Genomic DNA, 18,602 nt, shown 5'->3' with positions numbered 1-18,602 from the left:
AATCTCAAGTATTGTGATGAAAAGACAATGAAGGAGAACTCATGTATTATTTTATTCCAGCTTGGTATGGACAGACGGACGAATTTTGGAAGACGGCCATTGATCCTTGGTACCGTATCCGCCAAAAAATCGAATTTGATGACAGCTTGCACCAAGTTCGTATTTTTCAGGATGAGGATTTAGCTCCTCAGCTTTTGCTTTTGGCCTACCAACCGCATTTGCGTTATTTCCTGCATCGTCATGATGTCTTGGAAGTTGGCTATACGGCTATTTTTGACTTAATTCAGGGTATCACTAATGAAGATATGAAAAACCTTCAGGTGACAGACCTGGAATGGCCAGAAGGGTCTACCTTTGTTCACACACCATTTGCTATCGTGGTGCAATGCCAACACAAGCGTTATGCCGAGATTGAGTTCGGTTCAGAAGGCTTTATTGGTATGATTCGCTACTATAAGGATGAGCAAATCATTCGTGAAGACATCTATGATGACCGCGGCTTTATTTCAAGTAGCCTTTATTATGAAGATGGACAACCAAGCTATCGAAACTACCTCAATGCCAAGGGAGTTTGGCAGCTTTGTCATTTCTTTGATGGTCGTGGGATTGTAGCCAATCCTCGTACGGAAGGTCGTTTTAATAAGAGTTACTACGGTGACCTTTCAGAAGTTATCTGGGAATTTTTGACTAAATTCTTGGAAGAAAAGGTAGAAGCAGAGGACCGCTTTGTTATCGCCTCAGATTTGCGCCATAACAAACACCTCTTTGACCACTTGCCAGCAGCCAACACTAAGATTTTGACTTGGTTCGCAGAACGTAATCAGGACGATAGTATTGACAGCTATGCAGCCTTTCTGCCACAAGTGGACTTGTTGATTGCTGATCGTTACGATTACTTGGAGCAACTTCAGGTTGCCTATCCAGAAGAGGCTAAGAAACTCAAACACATGGCTTCCTTCGATACTCGTTTGGCTTTGGGAACCAGTCAACGTGTCAAAGAGTCTAAGATCTTCTATCAGGTTGACTTTGACCAATTGGATTTAGAGGCTATTTATCAGGTACTGGCTTTTGTGGCTAAGTATCCAAAGACACAGGTTGAGTTTGGGGCTTTTAATGCCAATCCAGAGCAACTTGGTAGCCTGCAAAATCAAGTGGAAAAAATGATTGAAGAACGATTGAGTCCAGAAGCCTTTGAAGAGGTTGTCGAAAGTAGTGGTGCAGAAAATAAATTGGAAGAAAATAATGAAATCGTAAGCCGATTTTCTTTCCAAGACCTGCGTGACGAGACTGCCCTTATCAAGGCCCTTCAGTTTACACGACTCATTGTCGACTTGAGCAAGGAGCCTAATCGTTATACACAAATTGCAGGGATTAGTGCTGGTATTCCACAAATTAACCGTGTGGCGTCTGAGTATGTGACCCACCAAGAAAATGGTTATATCTTGAAGCACTTGTCCGATTTTGAAAAAGGGGCTTACTACTATTTGGGACAGTTGAACAACTGGAACCGTTCCCTTATCTACTCAATTGAGAAAATTAAGGAAAACACAGGAGACCGTTTGGTACAAAAATGGGAAAATTGGTTGAAGGAGGAGCAGAATGACCAAGGATAATCGCCTGAAAATACTACAAGTTGGACCATCCAACTGGTCAGAAATTCAGGAAATTCCTGAAAATATGAAATGGTATTATTGCAATCTTGGTCAGCTTGAGACCTTGCAAGAAACCATCGAAGAAGACGAAATCAAGACTTTCACAGCTGTCATTGTGGACAGTCTTGCAGGTCTTGAGGAATTGATGGCTATTAAAGAGCATTTGATTCCTCACACTATTTTCTTTGATCAAACGATTGAAGTGACAGATGAGATACTTGCTCAGTTCATCAAGGAAATGTGTGCTGTGCCGACTGATTTTTCAAATCAAGGACAGTTGCTCTTTACCCTTTCAAAAGCGCTCTTTTCAGGGCAGTACGGGGATAAGATGTTTCCTTTCACGACCCAGGTTAACCCAAATTTTACTGGCCAAGTGACCTACCATGGTTATGAAAATGTCATTTTAAAAGGTGATTATGGTCAAGATTTCAGTCCTGTCTTGGACTGGACCTATAATGTCAGAGCCAGCAAGGAAAATCCTATCGAGCTTTGGTTGGAATTCGAAAAAGAGGAGACTTGCGAGTGTCGCTTGATTCTCAATCTTTTGCCAGAAGGTTCGGTCGCAGGTATTTTCAAGACCTATATCGTTTCAGAAGAAGAAATGCGTAAGGGAGCCATTGTCCTCGATGAAGACACGACCTTCCTCCTGTCTGCTAGTCTTGAGATGAAAGGCCAAGGCCAGATTACAATCGGTGGGCTCCACCAACGTTTGACCCGTTTCCAATTCGGGAAATTTGTACTTGGTGGTGGCATTCTCCACGATAGCAAGCGTCAGGAAATCAACTATTTCTTTTATCCTGGGGACTTCAAGCCACCTTTGTCAGTTTACTTCTCAGGTTTCCGTCCTGCCGAAGGTTTCGAAGGTTTCGGAATGATGAAGGGGATGGGAACGCCATTCTTGCTCTTTTCAGACCCTCGTCTCCAAGGGGGAGCCTTCTACATGGGAACTGAAGAACTTGAAAATAGCATCAAAGACACCATCCAACATTACTTGGACTACCTAGGTTTTGACAATAGTCAGCTCATTCTCTCAGGAATGTCCATGGGAACCTTCCCATCAATGTACTACGGTGCGGACTTTGAGCCTCATGCCATCATCATGTCTAAGCCTCTAGCCAATGTTGGTACTATTGGTAATCGTGCCAGACTTTTGGCACCAGAGGTCTTTCCAACAGGGATTGATGTCTTGCATTTGCAGACAGGTCGCTTGGACAATGAAGGTGTCGAGGCCCTTAACCAGAAGTTCTGGGATAAATTTGAAAAAGCAGACTTCTCAAATACAACTTTTGGTCTTTCCTACATGAAAGACGAGGATATGGATCCGACGGCCTACGAGGACATTACCAAGTCTCTCTATTATTCGGGGGCTAAGATTCTCAGCAAGGGAACGTCAGGTCGACACAACGATGATTCTTATACGGCGACAACTTGGTTTGTTAATTTTTACCGTATGATTTTAGAAAATGATTTTGGAAGGAAGGAGTAAGAATGTTCAGAAACAAGAAATCAGAAATCTTGTGGGGCTTAAACCACAAAGCCTACATGTATGGCTCAAAAATTGTTAAACGCCAAGATGGTTCTGTGCAATTTTACAATCCTTTGGTGCCATCAGGAACGGAAATCCAGTCTTGGGTGGCCATCCAAAACTACCAAGCTGGTCGTACTCAGCCTGCCCTCCCACTTTTGAAAAAGGGGCACAGTTATGATTTGACGGCCAATCTCGAAGCTGTCCCAACAGGCTCAGTCTTTTTGAAAGTCAGCTTTTTGGACCGTTATGACAATGAAATCAAACAGCTCATTGAAAAAAGTACCCACATGACCTTCGTATACCCTCACGAGGCCTATACCTACCGTATTTCCCTCTTGAGTGCTGGGGTCAAAGAGCTGGATTTCTACAACTTAAAACTGGAAGAAACAGGAGAAGAACATGTTTAAACAACTGAATCCTATTCTCCCTGTTAAGGAGATACTCAAGGAAATTAACGGCCTAGCCGATGAAATGGCTGGTTTGAGCAACCTTGAGTTGAAAAATAAAACGCAGGAATTTAAGGAGCGTTTGGCTCAAGGAGAAAGCTTGGACGACCTCCTGCCTGAAGCCTTTGCGGTTGTTCGTGAAGCGGATAAGCGTGTGCTAGGCATGTTCCCTTATGATGTTCAGGTCATGGGAGGCATTGTCATGCACCAAGGCCATATCGCTGAGATGAATACCGGTGAGGGTAAGACTTTGACGGCTACCATGCCAGTCTACCTTAATGCCTTGTCAGGTGAAGGGGCTATCCTTGTTACGACAAATGAATACTTGGCTATCCGTGACGCCGAAGAAATGGGTCAGGTCTATGAGTTCCTAGGGTTGTCGATTGGTGTTCCCTGTGTGGAAGGCAGCAATGAGATGGAACCAGCAGAAAAGCGTGCCATTTATCAATCAGACATCGTTTACACGACCAATTCTAGCTTAGGCTTTGACTATTTGATTGATAACCTTGCTTCTAACCAAGACGGGAAATACATGCGTCCCTTCAACTATGCTATCGTCGATGAGGTGGATTCTGTCCTCCTTGATAGTGCCCAGACGCCTTTGATTATCTCTGGTGCGCCCCGTGTTCAGTCTAATTACTATGGGATGATGGATACGCTTATGACCACCTTGGTCGAGGGTGAAGACTATATTTTCAAAGAAGAAAAAGGTGAAGTCTGGTTGACTACTAAAGGGGCTAAGGCTGCTGAAAATTACCTTGGTATCGGCAACCTCTACGATGAGGAAAACAGCACCTTTGCCCGTCACCTGCTCTTTTCACTTCGTGCCCACTTGCTCTATAAAAAGGACAAGGACTACATCATTCGTGATGGCAAGAAGGGGCCTGAAGTGGTACTTCTTGATAAATCGACAGGTCGTCTCTTGGAATTGACCAAGCTCCAAGGTGGACTCCACCAAGCCATCGAAGCCAAGGAATTAGTGGCCTTGTCACAAGAAACCAGAGCCATGGCTTCGATCACCTACCAAAGTCTCTTTAAAAAATTCAAGAAAATTTCAGGGATGACTGGTACGGGTAAGGTTGCGGAAAAAGAATTTCTCGATACCTACGGTATGAAGGTTATTCAAATCCCAACCAACCGTAAGAAACAACGTATCGACTACCCAGATAAGATTTATGCGACCCTACCAGAGAAGGTCTTTGCCTCTTTAGAGTATGTTAAACATTATCATGAAAAAGGCAATCCAATCTTGATTTTCGTTGGTTCGGTGGAAATGTCAGAGCTTTATTCTTCTTTGCTTTTGCGTGAAGGGATTGCTCATAACCTCCTAAATGCCAATAATGCACCCCGTGAGGCTGAGATGATTGCTGAGTCTGGACAAATGGGTGCCGTGACGGTTGCGACTTCGATGGCCGGACGTGGAACAGATATCAAGCTCGGTAAGGGTGTGGCTGAACTCGGTGGTTTGGTCGTTATCGGTACCGAACGTATGGAAAGTCAGCGTATTGACCTGCAAATCCGTGGCCGTTCTGGACGTCAGGGTGACCCTGGTATGTCTAAATTCTTTGTCTCCCTTGAAGATGACGTGATTAAAAAATACGGTCCATCTTGGGTCCATCGTACTTACAAAGAATACGCCATTAGTGATCACATCGAGCCTAAAGAATTGACAGGCCGTAAGTATCGTAAATTGGTTGAAAAAGCCCAAGAAGCCAGTGAAAGTTCTGGTCGTACCTCACGTCGTCAGACCCTTGAGTTCGCAGAAAGTATGAACATCCAGCGTGAGATGATCTACGCACAACGTGACCGCCTCATCTATCACAATCAAGGTTTAGATACTGTTATCGACGAGGTTCTTGATGACTTTATCGACCAGGCTATGGCTGAGGAAGATTTCTCAAAAGCGGAAAATCTTTACCACTTTATCTTGCGTAATATCAGCTTCCGCATCAATGAAATCCCTAAGGATTTGGACCTCAACAATCGTGAGGAAGTCTTGGAACTCATCTACCAGTTTGCCTATCGTGAACTTGATGCTAAAAAGCAAGAGTTGAAAACCAAGGAACTAAACGAGTATTTTCAACGCCTATCTATGCTTAAGGCTGTGGATGACAACTGGGTGGAGCAGGTAGACTATCTGCAACAACTTCAAATGGCTATTGGTAGCCAACAACTCAGTCAAAAGAACCCGATTGTCGAATATTACCAAGAGGCTTACAAGGGCTTTGAAGCCATGAAACGTCAAATCAGAAAGGATATGGTTCGTAATCTTCTCCTTAGTCAGGTGCAAGTCACTAAAAAAGGAGATATCATCAGCCATTTCCCATAAAATAAGGAAATTATGACAGTATATAACATTAATTTAGGTATCGGTTGGGCCAGCAGTGGTGTCGAATATGCCCAGGCCTATCGTGCCAAGATTTTCAGGGAAATGGGACAAGAAGCAAAATTTGTCTTTATGGACCTCATCCTTGGAGATAATATCGAGCATATGACTAGTAAGATTGGTTTTGAAGATGACGAAATCATCTGGCTCCATAGCTATTTCACAGATGTTAAAATTGCGCCATCAACCATTAGCCTAGCGGAAATCGAGGCCGTCTTACCTGCCAATCCTGAGCGCAAGGAAGTAGCTGGCCGCCTCATTCGTTACCATTATCCACAAGATGATATGGTGGTGGCATGTAACCTTCGTGCGATGGACAAAGATGCCGTGGAAACCGTGAGCTACTTTGTCAATGACAAACTCTTGCGCAAGGACTTTTACTCTTACACTCGTTATTGCAGTGAGTATTCTGCGCCTAAGGACAATCAAGCCAAGGTTTACCAACGTCGTTTTTATAACGAAGATGGGTCTACAGCCTATGACATGATTGTAGGAGACAATAATCAGGATATCTATCGTTTCCCTGATCAGGTTCTCTATGGTAAGCAAGAATTTCTTCGCTATTTCTTCAAACGTCTGGCCCTAACCAAGGATGATGTGGTCATTTTGGACCGTGAAACAGGTATTGGTCAGTTGGTCTTTGAAGAAGCACAGGCTGCTCGCCTAGGTGTCGTTGTTCATGCGGAGCATTTTAGTGTCAATCAAACTGATGACAACTACATTCTCTGGAATAACTATTACGAGTACCAATTTACCAATGCGGACAAGGTTGATTTCTTTATCGTGGCGACTGATCGTCAGAAGGAAATCTTACAGGAACAATTCCGTCGCTACACCAACCATGATCCAAAGATTTACACCATACCGGTGGGAAGTCTGCCTGAATTGGTTGGACAAGACAAGCCACGTAAACCATTCTCAATGATTACGGCCTCACGTTTGGCTCAGGAAAAACACATTGACTGGTTAGTTCGTGCGGTGATCGAGGTTCATAAGACCCTGCCAGATATCACTTTTGATATCTACGGTAGTGGTAGTATGGATGCCAAGTTGCGTGAGATTATTGTCGAAGCACAAGCTGGCGACTATATCCGACTCATGGGCCACGCTGATTTAACTGACATTTATAGCCAGTACGAGGTCTATCTGACAGCTTCAACCAGCGAAGGTTTTGGACTTACTCTTATGGAGGCGGTTGGCTCAGGTCTTCCGATGATTGGGTTTGACGTTCCTTATGGGAATCAAACCTTCATTCAGGATGGGGTCAACGGTTATCTCCTCCCTGTCGCTGAAAATCATGTTGTGGATGTTATCACCAAGTCCTATAAGGATGCCATTGTTCGTCTCTACGAAGAAGGCAATATCGAGGCTATGCGTCAAAAATCTTATGACCTTGCCAAGGGCTTCTTGACTAGTCAAGTCAAGGCAGCTTGGAAACAGTTACTTGAGGAGGTACGCTCATGATATTCTTATGTGATTACTACAATCAAGCCAGTAAGGATTTGGCTTACTCTCTTCATGCAGCAGGCTACGATGCCACAACAGTTGTCATCAATCCAGATGGCTTTCTCCCTCAAGGAGCTCTCTCTCCTTTCACCTACTATGTGGAAGTAGCAGAGGAAACAGGCAAACCACGCTTTTTCAACCAAGTCCCTGTGCCAGCCTTTTGGGAAATTTCAGGGAACAATCAGATGGCGCGTGTGTCTAACCTCACCGAAGAACGTGCCCGCATCACCTACCCTGAAGGTAGCAAGGCACGTATTGTCAAAAGTGTCGAATGGTTGGACAAGTCAGGTAAGATTCGCCAAGTGGACCACTACAACAAGTACGGTTTCTGCTTTGCCAAGACCACTCATGATGAGAATGGTCAGGCACTCTTTACCAGCTACCAAACCAAAGAAGGCGACGAACGTATCTTGGAAAATCATCTCACCGGTGATATTCTCTTGACCTTACCAGGACAAGCCCTTCGTCGTTTTGCCAACCGTACCGAATTTATCAAAGCCTTTCTAGCTCAGGTCTTTGGTGGTATCGACCACATTATCTTCAATAGCTTGGCGACACCTTTCATCGTCTCATGGACTATGGAAAATAAAGGTGCCACTGATGTCCTTGTTTGGCAAGAGCCACTGGGTGATGTCCTTCCAGGTAATATGAATGGTATCTTGGAAGATAATTCAGCCAGAGCCAATGCCATCATCATTCCTGATAAGGCGACTTATGAAAAAGCTTTGAACTTGGCACCAGAGGACAAACATCACAAGATATTGTCTCTTGGCTATGCCTATGACTTCAAGGAAAATCATGGTAAACCTCGTAATGCCTTTATCGCAACCAATTCAGACCAAATTGAGCGTTTGGAAGTCTTGGTTGAGTCACTCCCTGATGTGACCTTCCAGATTGCAGCAGTCACTGAGATGTCACCAAGATTGCTTTCAATGATGCGTTATTCAAACGTTGTGCTCCATCCAAACGCTAGTCACAAGCAGTTGGACAAGCTCTATCAAGAGTCTGACCTCTACTTGGACATTAACCATCATAATGAATTGTATAAGGCGACACGAACTGCCTTTGAACACCAATTGTTGATTCTGGCCTTTTCAGAAACAGCTCATGGACCTGTCTATACAGCACCAGAGCATATCTATGCCAGTCAGAACTACCCAGCTATGGTTGCCAAGATTAAGCAGGTTCTAGGCAATGATCAAGCCATGCAAGAAGCCATGCAAGCTCAAAAAGCTCAAGCCAACACCCTGACTGCCTCTGAGTTGGCCGACCGCTTACAATCACTTTTAGGAGGAAATCATGTCTAAAAAAGATTTATTCTACGGTGACGTTGAAGGCCGTATGGAAGAACTCAAGCAAAAGCCTATCACAAAAGAAAAAGAAACCAGAGGAGAGAAGATTAACAAGAGCTTTTCAATCATGCTCGGACTTGTTATTATCATCGGTTTGATCTTCACCCTTATTGGTTTGTTGAGGTAGTCTTATGATGTTAGTATTTATGGTTCTAGCAGTGATTCTTTCGGTTGCCCTTATCGTCCTAGTGACCATCCAACCGCGTCAAACGCAGATTTTTTCAACGGATGCCACGAGTAATATCGGTAAACCAAGTTATTGGGCTAGCCAACCGATTCGAAAAATGTTGACCTTGGCTATCAGCATAGCCCTCTTTATCCTCTTACTTATTTTTATGATTGTTTCTTATAAGTAAAGGACTTCCTACTATACAATAGAAAGAAGTATGTCATGCGCGTACATTTTACAAATTTATTTGGCCAGTCCTCACGTAGTGTGGCCTTGATTGCCCAAAATGATACCATGAAGATTGCCAAAGAGCTCGGTGCTAATGAACTAGGAATTTATTTCTATGATAGTAGCCAAGAGCCAGATGGAGAGCTTAATTCCCGCTTTGATGGGATTGTAGCAGGACTGAGTGTTGGAGATATCGTTTTCTTCCAGTCCCCATCATGGAATGGTAGTGAGTGGGATAGCCGATTACTCCGTAAATTCAAGGCTGTTAATGCTAAGACCGTTATGTTTATCCATGACATCCCACCTCTTATGTTTGATAGTAACTACTATCTGATGTCTGCTTATATTGACATGTATAATCTCTGTGATGTCGTCGTTGTTCCATCTGAAAAGATGCGTGATCGACTAATTGAGGAAGGGCTAACAGTTGAGAAGATTATCATCCAAAAACTTTGGGACTTACCTCATAGTCTGGACTTGCACCAGCCTGCTTTCCAAAAGAAAATGATTTTTGCCGGAAACCCAACACGTTTCCCACATATCTTAGACTGGAAACAAACGACCCCTCTCCACGTCTACGCAGATAAACAAGAGGATAAGGATTATTCCAAAGTCCACCTCGAAGGCTGGCGAAATAAACATGAGCTTTTGCTAGAACTATCTAAGGGAGGATTTGGTCTGGTCTGGGGAAATTCGGAAAAACCAGAGGACGAGCTTGACTACTATAAGATGAACATCTCTTATAAACTCTCCACTTACTTAGCCGCAGGTCTCCCAGTTATTGTACCTGACTACCTCTCAAATGCAGACTATGTCAAAGAACATGGTCTAGGCTTCGTCGTTTCAAGTCTGGAAGAAGCAGACCGTTGCGTTCAAGAATGTACCGAGGAACAGTATGCACAGATGGTGGCTAATGCTCGCCACACAGCCTATCTCGTTAGTAACGGTTACTTCACAAAGAAACTTTTTATTGATGCTATCATGGCATTAAGCTAATAGAAAAAGGATTATCGAAAGGTAATCCTTTTTTTGTGACAAATCTGAGCATATATCTTGACTTTTTATAAATTATTCAAATCGTTTTCACTTTAGACTTAAGGATTTAAGGAAGAGCTGTCTCTAATTAGGATTAATGTTAAAAAATAGCCAATAATAGCTTAACAGATGTAAAGAATTCGCCTAAAGCAATTGATTGTAATTGTGTGACAATTTATCAAAAATGGAATTGTTGGATAATTTTAAACCGAACGATATTAAGCTTAAAAATGAGAATAATAGAAATAAATAGCATAAAATAGGGAGTTTCAACCGTTTGCACATAAAAATAAGGGCAATTATTTATAGTAATCAGAAAATTCAGAATTGCGAAAACCTTATATTTTTTGGAGAAAATGAGATAAAAAAGAACAATTTTTAGTAAACTTGTGATATATTATAAATTGTAATTTCCAGATTAGGAAATCACTCATATTTTTAGGAGGTAAATATGTTTTTTAGACGTAACGAAGGTGAATTCCGCGAAACAGATCGCGTGACTCGCTTCAAACTTATCAAATCGGGTAAAAACTGGCTTCGTGCTGCAACATCAAACTTTGGACTTTTCAAAGTTGTTAAAGGTGGTGCAGATGCTCCGTCAGTATCAGTTCAAAATGTAGAAGAAAAAACTTCACTTCTTTCAGGTCAAGCACTCCTTAAAGGGATTGCAGCAGCAGGTGCTGTGGCAGGTGGTGCAGTAGCAACTTATACTGCTCAAGCTGAAGAAACAACTGCACCAGCTTTGGAAAGCCAAGCAACTACAAATCAAGACGTATTGGCAAACTCTGAAGCAGCTGTATTGAGCGCTGCTCCAGTATCAGAAACAGTAGCTTCAGAAGCTCCAGCAGTGGCATCAACAAGCCAAGAGTCTACAAGCTCTTCAGTTGATGCTCAAGCAAGCACAGACGCTTCAGTTTCAGTATCACAATCTGTATCAGCAGAATTGTCACAAGCTATCTCAGAATCTGTATCACTTAGCAAAGTGAACTCAACTTCTGAAAGCCAATCACACACTGAAAGCAACACTGGTTCAAATTCAGAATCAGCTTCTGAATCAGCAACTTCAACAGTAGCAACTGCATCAGAAACAGTAACTCAAGAAGATGAAAAAACTATCTTGGATCAAAACGTTTCAGAAGCAGAATTGCTTGTTAATATTGCTAAAGACTATGAAGCTAAATTGACAGATACAGCTGCTAAAGCTGAAATCCAAACAGCTATCGCAACAGTACAAGAAGAAGTTGTTAAATCAACAACCTTGCTTGCTGCATCAGCAACCAACGCTGCTTACGCAGAACAACGTGAGCGCCTTGGAAACGCTGTTGACAACATGATGACTAAGATCACTGACAACGGCTTCACAGGTAACTCAGTAGTTAACGGTGTTGCAGCAGTGACAGCACAGTTGGCACCAATCGCTACTTCAAATACACTTTCAGCAGGTGTTGACGTAACTCCAGGAATGGACGATGCTAACGGTGCGACACTTACTGATAAGTCAACTACAATTCCTGCAGGATACTCAGCTGACCCAGCTTCAGGTCGTTTGACATTCGGTGTTTGGAACCTTAAATCTTACAACGAAGCTTATAACACAAACTATTATGTGACTTTGTCAATTGATAAGACAACTAGCACAAACAATCCTGATGTTTATGTTCGTTTGGTAGATAAAACAACAGGAAATGAAGTTGCAAATACAACATTGACTTCAGCCAACTCTGGTAAAGAGGTAAACCTAGGTAATCTTTCAGCTAATAAATATTACCCATACTTTGTTTACAATGCTTCTACAGATGGTGGTTCTGCAAGTGTGGATGCTATTATCAAGAACAATGAAGAGACTGCGTTTGCTAAAAAGACAGAACAAATTTTTGACTACTTGACTCCAGCCAACCAAACTGAAAGCAAACCAAACGTTGAAATTGGCGTGCCATCAACTAAGATGAACCAAACAACTCACTACAAGGTAGTTGATACTACATCATCAACTTATAATGCTTCACGTTCATCATCAGATACAACAACTCAAAGTTATAAACCAACTGGAAATGAAACAGAACTTGCTTCATATACACAAACTGGTATTCAAGGTCAAAACTATACAGCTTCTAACCCACGTTCATTTGAAGGTTATGTCTTGTACCAACAAGCGGATGCTTCAACAATGTCTGGTGAGCTAGGTGGTACAGTAGGTACTAAGTATGCAGAACTTAAAGGTGGACGCCAACATTATTACGTAAAACGTATCCGTGAAGTTGTAGCTAACGATGGTTCAACAGTAACAAAACTTTATGTTTTGGATCCATCAGCAGTTTCAACCTACAATGAAGCTACTATGGCTAATAATACTGATACGACTGGTTACACACTAGTTTACACAACACCAGTTATTAAACCAGGTGAAAAGTATATTCCATCTGCAACAAACATGGAAACTGATAAGTATACAGTTGCAAGTAAAAATGGTGATTACGAATTAACAGTTTCTCCTTGGCATAATCCTAGCGATAACCCACCATTAGGTTTTGCATATGTTACAGGTTGGTTTGCAAAAGGTCATGTTGGTGATGCTAACTATATGTTCATTGATGAACCTAAGGGAACTGAAAATTCAGTAGCAGGTGGTAATACACAGAACGTTATCGGTGGACGTACTAAGTATGCCTTGCTTGCTGATGGTAAGACAATTAAGACAGATGCATCTGGTAATCCAGTTAAGACTGTTGGTGGATTTGGTGTCCAATACTCAATTCCATCAGCAAATGAAAAACCATCTGGTGATACAGTACACTACTACCGTAAGACAGATGAAAAAGGTAACGTTTACGTTCACTATAAAGATACTGAAGGAACAACTATTAAAGCTTCAGTAACAGATGAAGATAAACAACCTATCAACAAAGCATATGACACAGTAGTAGATAACCGTCCAGCTACAATTGAGTACAACGGTAAAACTTATGAGTTGGTACCAGCAGGTACATATACTGTTGGTCAAGTTGACTCAGATGGTCACCTTACAACTTCAGACCCGATTACAGGTTCAGTTGCTAAAGAAGATAAAAATGTTACCTATATCTATAAAGTGAAAGAAACACCAAAAGAAGGTGAAGTAGTTATCACTTATGTAGATACGAAAGGTAACGAAATTCAAAAACCTCGTCAAGATACACCTAAATCACCATATGACACACCATATGACACAACTGAAAAAGGTGAAAAACCAAATATCATCAAGACAACTGATGGTAAGACATATAAAATTGTTCCTAAAGGTGATTATCCAGTAGGAGATGTTGATGAAAATGGTCATTTGAAATCTTCAGATCCTATTACTGGTAAAGTTGACAAACCAAAATCAACTATTACTTACGTTTATGAAGAGGTTGGAAGTGTCTTTGTTCATTATAAAGATATTAATGGAAATACGATCATGGGATCTGTTATTGATGAGCAAGATCAACCACTTGAGAAGGATTATGATACAGTAGTAGATAATCGTCCTAAAGAAATTAAATTTGAAGGTAAAACTTACGAACTTGTAGAAGCTGGTAATTACCCAGTAGGTCAAGTTGATAGCCAAGGTCACTGGACAGGTGATGATGATACGACTGGTAAAGTGGCTTCAGGTGATAAGAATGTTACTTATATCTATAAGTTGAAAGTAGAATCACAATCAGATTCAGGTTCAAATTCAGCATCTGATACAACATCAGCTTCACTATCAGAATCAGAAGTCGTGTCTAAATCACAGTCACTATCAGAGGCGGTTTCTAAGTCACAATCAACGTCAGAACAAGCTTCTAAATCACAATCAGAATCAGAGGTGGTTTCTAAGTCACAATCTGTTTCACAATCGGCTTCAGTATCAGCAAGTCAATCAGAATCATTGAAAACTTCGGCATCTGAATCAGCTTCAGTATCAGCAAGTCAATCAGAATCATTGAAAACTTCGGCATCTGAATCAGCTTCAGTGTCAGGAAGCCAATCAGCATCGTTGAGTACTTCGGCATCTGAATCAGCTTCAGTATCAGGAAGCCAATCAGCATCGTTGAGTACATCAGCGTCAGCGTCAGCTTCAGTATCAGCAAGTCAATCAGCATCGTTGAGTACATCAGCATCTGAATCAGCTTCAGTATCAGCAAGTCAATCAGCATCGTTGAGTACATCAGCATCTGAATCAGCTTCAGTATCAGGAAGCCAATCAGCATCGTTGAGCACTTCAACTTCTGAATCTATCTCTGTTTCAGCTTCTATTTCAGAATCAATTTCAATCGTTACAAATAACTCTGAATCAGAATCAACTTCGTCATCTGAGTCAGCATCAGCTTCATTGAGCGATTCAGCATCTGTATCAGAATCAGCAAGCACATCAGCTTCAACATCTGTATCAGAATCAGCAAGTGCATCTGAGTCAGTATCTGTATCTGCATCAGCAAGTCAATCAGCATCGTTGAGTACATCAGCATCTGAATCAGCTTCAGTATCAGCAAGCCAATCAGCATCGTTGAGTACATCAGCATCTGAATCAGCTTCAGTATCAGCAAGTCAATCAGCATCGTTGAGTACATCAGCATCTGAATCAGCTTCAGTATCAGCAAGTCAATCAGCATCGTTGAGTACATCAGCGTCTGAATCAGCTTCAGTATCAGCAAGCCAATCAGCATCGTTGAGTACATCAGCGTCTGAATCAGCTTCAGTATCAGCAAGCCAATCAGCATCGTTGAGTACATCAGCATCTGAATCAGCTTCAGTATCAGCAAGTCAATCAGCATCGTTGAGTACATCAGCGTCTGAATCAGCTTCAGTATCAGCAAGTCAATCAGCATCGTTGAGTACATCGGCATCTGCATCAGAATCAGCAAGTGCCTCAGCTTCAGTATCAGCGTCTGAATCAGCAAGCTCTTCAGAATCAACTTCTGTATCTGAATCAGTATCAGCTTCTGAATCTTACTCAGCATCTGCTAGCCTTTCAGAATCTACATCAACTTCAACTTCAGTTTCAGAATCACTTTCAAGCTCTGAATCAACTTCAGTTTCAATTTCTCAATCAATGTCTGAAAGTGAAACTCCTAAAGTTGGTGAAGTAATCATCACTTACATCCGTGAGAATGATGGTAAAGAAATCCAAAAACCACGTCAAGACACACCAAACTCACCATATGACACTCCATATAACACAACTGAGGAAGGTGAAAAACCTAACACAATCAAGACTCCAGATGGTAAGACATACAAGATCGTACCAAAAGGTGACTACCCAGTAGGTAAAGTTGACGGCGATGGACACCTTGAATCATCTGATCCGATTAAAGGTAAAGTTGATAAACCTAAATCAACAATCACTTACGTTTATAAAGAAGTGAAAGGTAATGTTTACGTTCACTATGTAGACACTGAAGGTAAGACAATCAAAGCATCTGTAACAGATGAAAAAGACCAACCAGTTGATAAAGACTACGATACAGTTGTAGACAACCGTCCACAAGAAATCGAATTCGAAGGTAAGACATACGAATTGGTACCAGCAGGTAACTACACAGTAGGTCAAGTCGACGAACAAGGTCACTGGACAGGTGATGACGCTACAACAGGTAAAGTTATCGAAGGCGACAAGAACGTAACTTACGTCTACAAACTTAAAGAACAACCAGCACAACCTAAGGGTAATGTATATGTTCACTATGTAGATGAAAATGGTAACACTATCAAAGAATCTGTAACAGATGAAAAAGAACAACCAGTAGGTAAAGACTACGATACAGTAGTAGACAACCGTCCACAAGAAATCGAATTCGAAGGTAAGACATACGAATTGGTACCAGCAGGTAACTACAAAGTAGGTCAAGTCGACGAACAAGGTCACTGGACAGGTGATGACGCTACAACAGGTAAAGTTATCGAAGGTGATAAGAACGTTACTTACGTCTACAAACTTAAAGAAGATCCAACGAAACCTAAAGAAGGTGACGTAATCATCACTTACGTAGACGAAAAAGGTAAAGAAATCAAGAAACCTCGTCAAGACACACCAAACTCACCATATGACACTCCATATAATACAACTGAGGAAGGTGAAAAACCTAAGACAATCAAGACTCCAGACGGTAAGACATACAAGATCGTACCGAAAGGTGACTACCCAGTAGGTAAAGTTGATGGCGATGGACACCTTGAATCATCTGACCCAACTAAAGGTAAAGTTGAAAAACCACGTTCAATCATCACTTACGTCTACAAAGAAGTGAAGGGTGACGTTTACGTTCACTATAAAGATACTGAAGGTAAGACAATCAAGACTTCAGTTGTTGATGAAAAAGATCAACCAGTCGATAAAGACTACGATACAGTAGTAGATAATCGTCCTAAGACTATCACAACAACTGATGGTAAAGTTTACGAATTGGTACCAGCAGGTAACTACACTGTAGGTAAAGTTGATGGACAAGGTCACCTTGAGTCATCAGACGCTACAACAGGTAAAGTTATCGAAGGACGTAAAGATGTTACTTACATCTACAAACTTAAAGAACAACCAGCACAACCTAAGGGTAATGTTTACGTTCACTATGTAGATGAAAATGGTAACACTATCAAAGAATCTGTAACAGATGAAAAAGATCAACCAGTAGGCAAAGACTACGATACAGTAGTAGATAACCGTCCAAAAGAAATCGAATTCCAAGGTAAGACATACGAATTGGTACCAGCAGGTAACTACAAAGTAGGTCAAGTCGACGAACAAGGTCACTGGACAGGTGATGACGCTACAACAGGTAAAGTTATCGAAGGTGATAAGAACGTTACTTACGTCTACAAACTTAAAGAAGATCCAACGAAACCTAAAGAAGGTGACGTAATCATCACTTACGTAGACGAAAAAGGTAAAGAAATCAAGAAACCTCGTCAAGACACACCAAACTCACCATATGATACTCCATATAATACAACTGAGGAAGGTGAAAAACCTAAGACAATCAAGACTCCAGACGGTAAGACATACAAGATCGTACCGAAAGGTGACTACCCAGTAGGTAAAGTTGATGGCGATGGACACCTTGAATCATCTGACCCAACTAAAGGTAAAGTTGAAAAACCACGTTCAATCATCACTTACGTCTACAAAGAAGTGAAGGGTGACGTTTACGTTCACTATAAAGATACTGAAGGTAAGACAATCAAGACTTCAGTTGTTGATGAAAAAGATCAACCAGTCGATAAAGACTACGATACAGTAGTAGATAATCGTCCTAAGACTATCACAACAACTGATGGTAAAGTTTACGAATTGGTACCAGCAGGTAACTACACTGTAGGTAAAGTTGATGGACAAGGTCACCTTGAGTCATCAGACGCTACAACAGGTAAAGTTATCGAAGGACGTAAAGATGTTACTTACATCTACAAACTTAAAGAACAACCAGCACAACCTAAGGGTAATGTTTACGTTCACTATGTAGATGAAAATGGTAACACTATCAAACAATCTGTAACAGATGAATTTGGTCAACCAGTAGGTAAAGATTACGATACAGTAATTGATAACCGTCCTAAGACAATTGTTACTGCTGATGGTAAAGTTTACGAATTGGTACCACAAGGTAACTACCCAGTAGGTTCTGTAGATGGTGATGGTCACTTGACAACAACTGACCCAGTGACTGGTAAAGTTATCGAAGGTGATAAGAACGTAACTTACGTTTACAAACTTGTCGATACAACTCCAGAAAAACCAGTAACACCAACTCCAGGTAAACCTGAACAACCAACTCCAGCTAAACCAGTTGATCCAGCTCCTAAAGCTCCAGCCAAAGCTACTCCAGTTAAACCTGCACAAGAAATGGCACAATTGCCAAACACTGGTGAAGAGTCTAACGTAGCAGCTACAGCAGCTCTTGGATTGCTTGCAACTGCATCTGGATTGGCTCTTGCGGCAAAACGCAAAAAAACTGAGGAATAATATTCCTTCGACTTACCCCTAAAACTTATGAGTGACTAGTCCTAATAAAAACTAACTACTCTTAAGTAAGAATAAGCCGATTAGCTTCGTTCTAAAAAAGACACATTCCGATATGGGATGTGTCTTTTTGTCGTGTTTGAAAATGAGAGAACGTGCCTTAAACGTTAGTCTAAGTCTCATTTAGGCTCAGTATTAGAGAGTAAAGGATTAGTTTAGTAAGCTAAAATCCTAGATGTGGAAGAAGTAGACTTTGAATTTTAAGACAACTTTAAGTTTTGTTTTACAAAATGTAAGGTGGATGAAAATACTATAAAATAAGCATTTTCAATATTTATAC

The 18,602-nt window shown here is 41.4% G+C and carries 10 protein-coding genes; all 10 read left to right on the top strand.

Going from position 1 to position 18,602, the window contains the following annotated elements:
* Nucleotides 1–41 precede the first annotated feature (41 nt).
* The 10 genes from asp1 (at nt 42) to A6J31_RS11735 (ending at nt 18,265) form a co-directional block, all read left to right on the top strand.
* Nucleotides 42–1,613 carry an accessory Sec system protein Asp1 gene (asp1, locus tag A6J31_RS06150; RefSeq protein WP_080610712.1) on the top strand — a complete coding sequence of 524 codons (1,572 nt, stop codon included), beginning with the start codon at nt 42–44 and terminating at the stop codon, nt 1,611–1,613.
* A complete protein-coding gene (gene asp2 / locus A6J31_RS06145; protein ID WP_014634784.1) occupies nt 1,600–3,138 on the top strand; it encodes an accessory Sec system protein Asp2 in 1,539 nt (512 codons plus the stop codon). The genes asp1 and asp2 overlap by 14 nt, the downstream gene beginning before the upstream one ends.
* 2 nt (nt 3,139–3,140) lie before the next feature.
* Nucleotides 3,141–3,587 (top strand): accessory Sec system protein Asp3, encoded by a 447-nt coding sequence (gene asp3, locus A6J31_RS06140; RefSeq protein WP_048790133.1) that lies wholly within the window; start codon nt 3,141–3,143, stop codon nt 3,585–3,587.
* The gene (gene secA2 / locus A6J31_RS06135) at nt 3,580–5,955 is read left to right on the top strand and encodes an accessory Sec system translocase SecA2 (RefSeq protein WP_080610711.1); all 2,376 of its coding nucleotides are present in this window, start codon (nt 3,580–3,582) and stop codon (nt 5,953–5,955) included. The genes asp3 and secA2 overlap by 8 nt, the downstream gene beginning before the upstream one ends.
* Before the next feature lie 12 nt (nt 5,956–5,967).
* A complete protein-coding gene (gene gtfA, locus A6J31_RS06130) occupies nt 5,968–7,476 on the top strand; it encodes an accessory Sec system glycosyltransferase GtfA (protein ID WP_080610710.1) in 1,509 nt (502 codons plus the stop codon).
* Nucleotides 7,473–8,825 carry an accessory Sec system glycosylation chaperone GtfB gene (gene gtfB, locus A6J31_RS06125; RefSeq protein ID WP_080610709.1) on the top strand — a complete coding sequence of 451 codons (1,353 nt, stop codon included), beginning with the start codon at nt 7,473–7,475 and terminating at the stop codon, nt 8,823–8,825. The genes gtfA and gtfB overlap by 4 nt, the downstream gene beginning before the upstream one ends.
* The gene (asp4, locus tag A6J31_RS06120) at nt 8,818–8,997 is read left to right on the top strand and encodes an accessory Sec system protein Asp4 (protein WP_002883547.1); all 180 of its coding nucleotides are present in this window, start codon (nt 8,818–8,820) and stop codon (nt 8,995–8,997) included. The genes gtfB and asp4 overlap by 8 nt, the downstream gene beginning before the upstream one ends.
* Nucleotides 8,998–9,001: 4 nt before the next feature.
* Nucleotides 9,002–9,226: an accessory Sec system protein Asp5 gene (gene asp5 / locus A6J31_RS06115; RefSeq protein WP_002883546.1), complete on the top strand. Its 225-nt coding sequence runs from the start codon at nt 9,002–9,004 to the stop codon at nt 9,224–9,226.
* Nucleotides 9,227–9,261: 35 nt separating this feature from the next.
* Nucleotides 9,262–10,263: a sugar transferase gene (locus A6J31_RS06110; protein ID WP_080610708.1), complete on the top strand. Its 1,002-nt coding sequence runs from the start codon at nt 9,262–9,264 to the stop codon at nt 10,261–10,263.
* A gap of 490 nt (nt 10,264–10,753) precedes the next feature.
* Nucleotides 10,754–18,265, top strand: coding sequence for an accessory Sec-dependent serine-rich glycoprotein adhesin (locus A6J31_RS11735; RefSeq protein WP_318655381.1), 7,512 nt, complete (start codon nt 10,754–10,756; stop codon nt 18,263–18,265).
* Nucleotides 18,266–18,602 lie beyond the last annotated feature (337 nt).

This window comes from Streptococcus sp. FDAARGOS_192, assembly GCF_002073815.2.
GTDB classification, from domain to species: Bacteria; Bacillota; Bacilli; order Lactobacillales; family Streptococcaceae; genus Streptococcus; species Streptococcus salivarius_H.
This window is presented reverse-complemented; position numbering and strand designations above follow the sequence as displayed.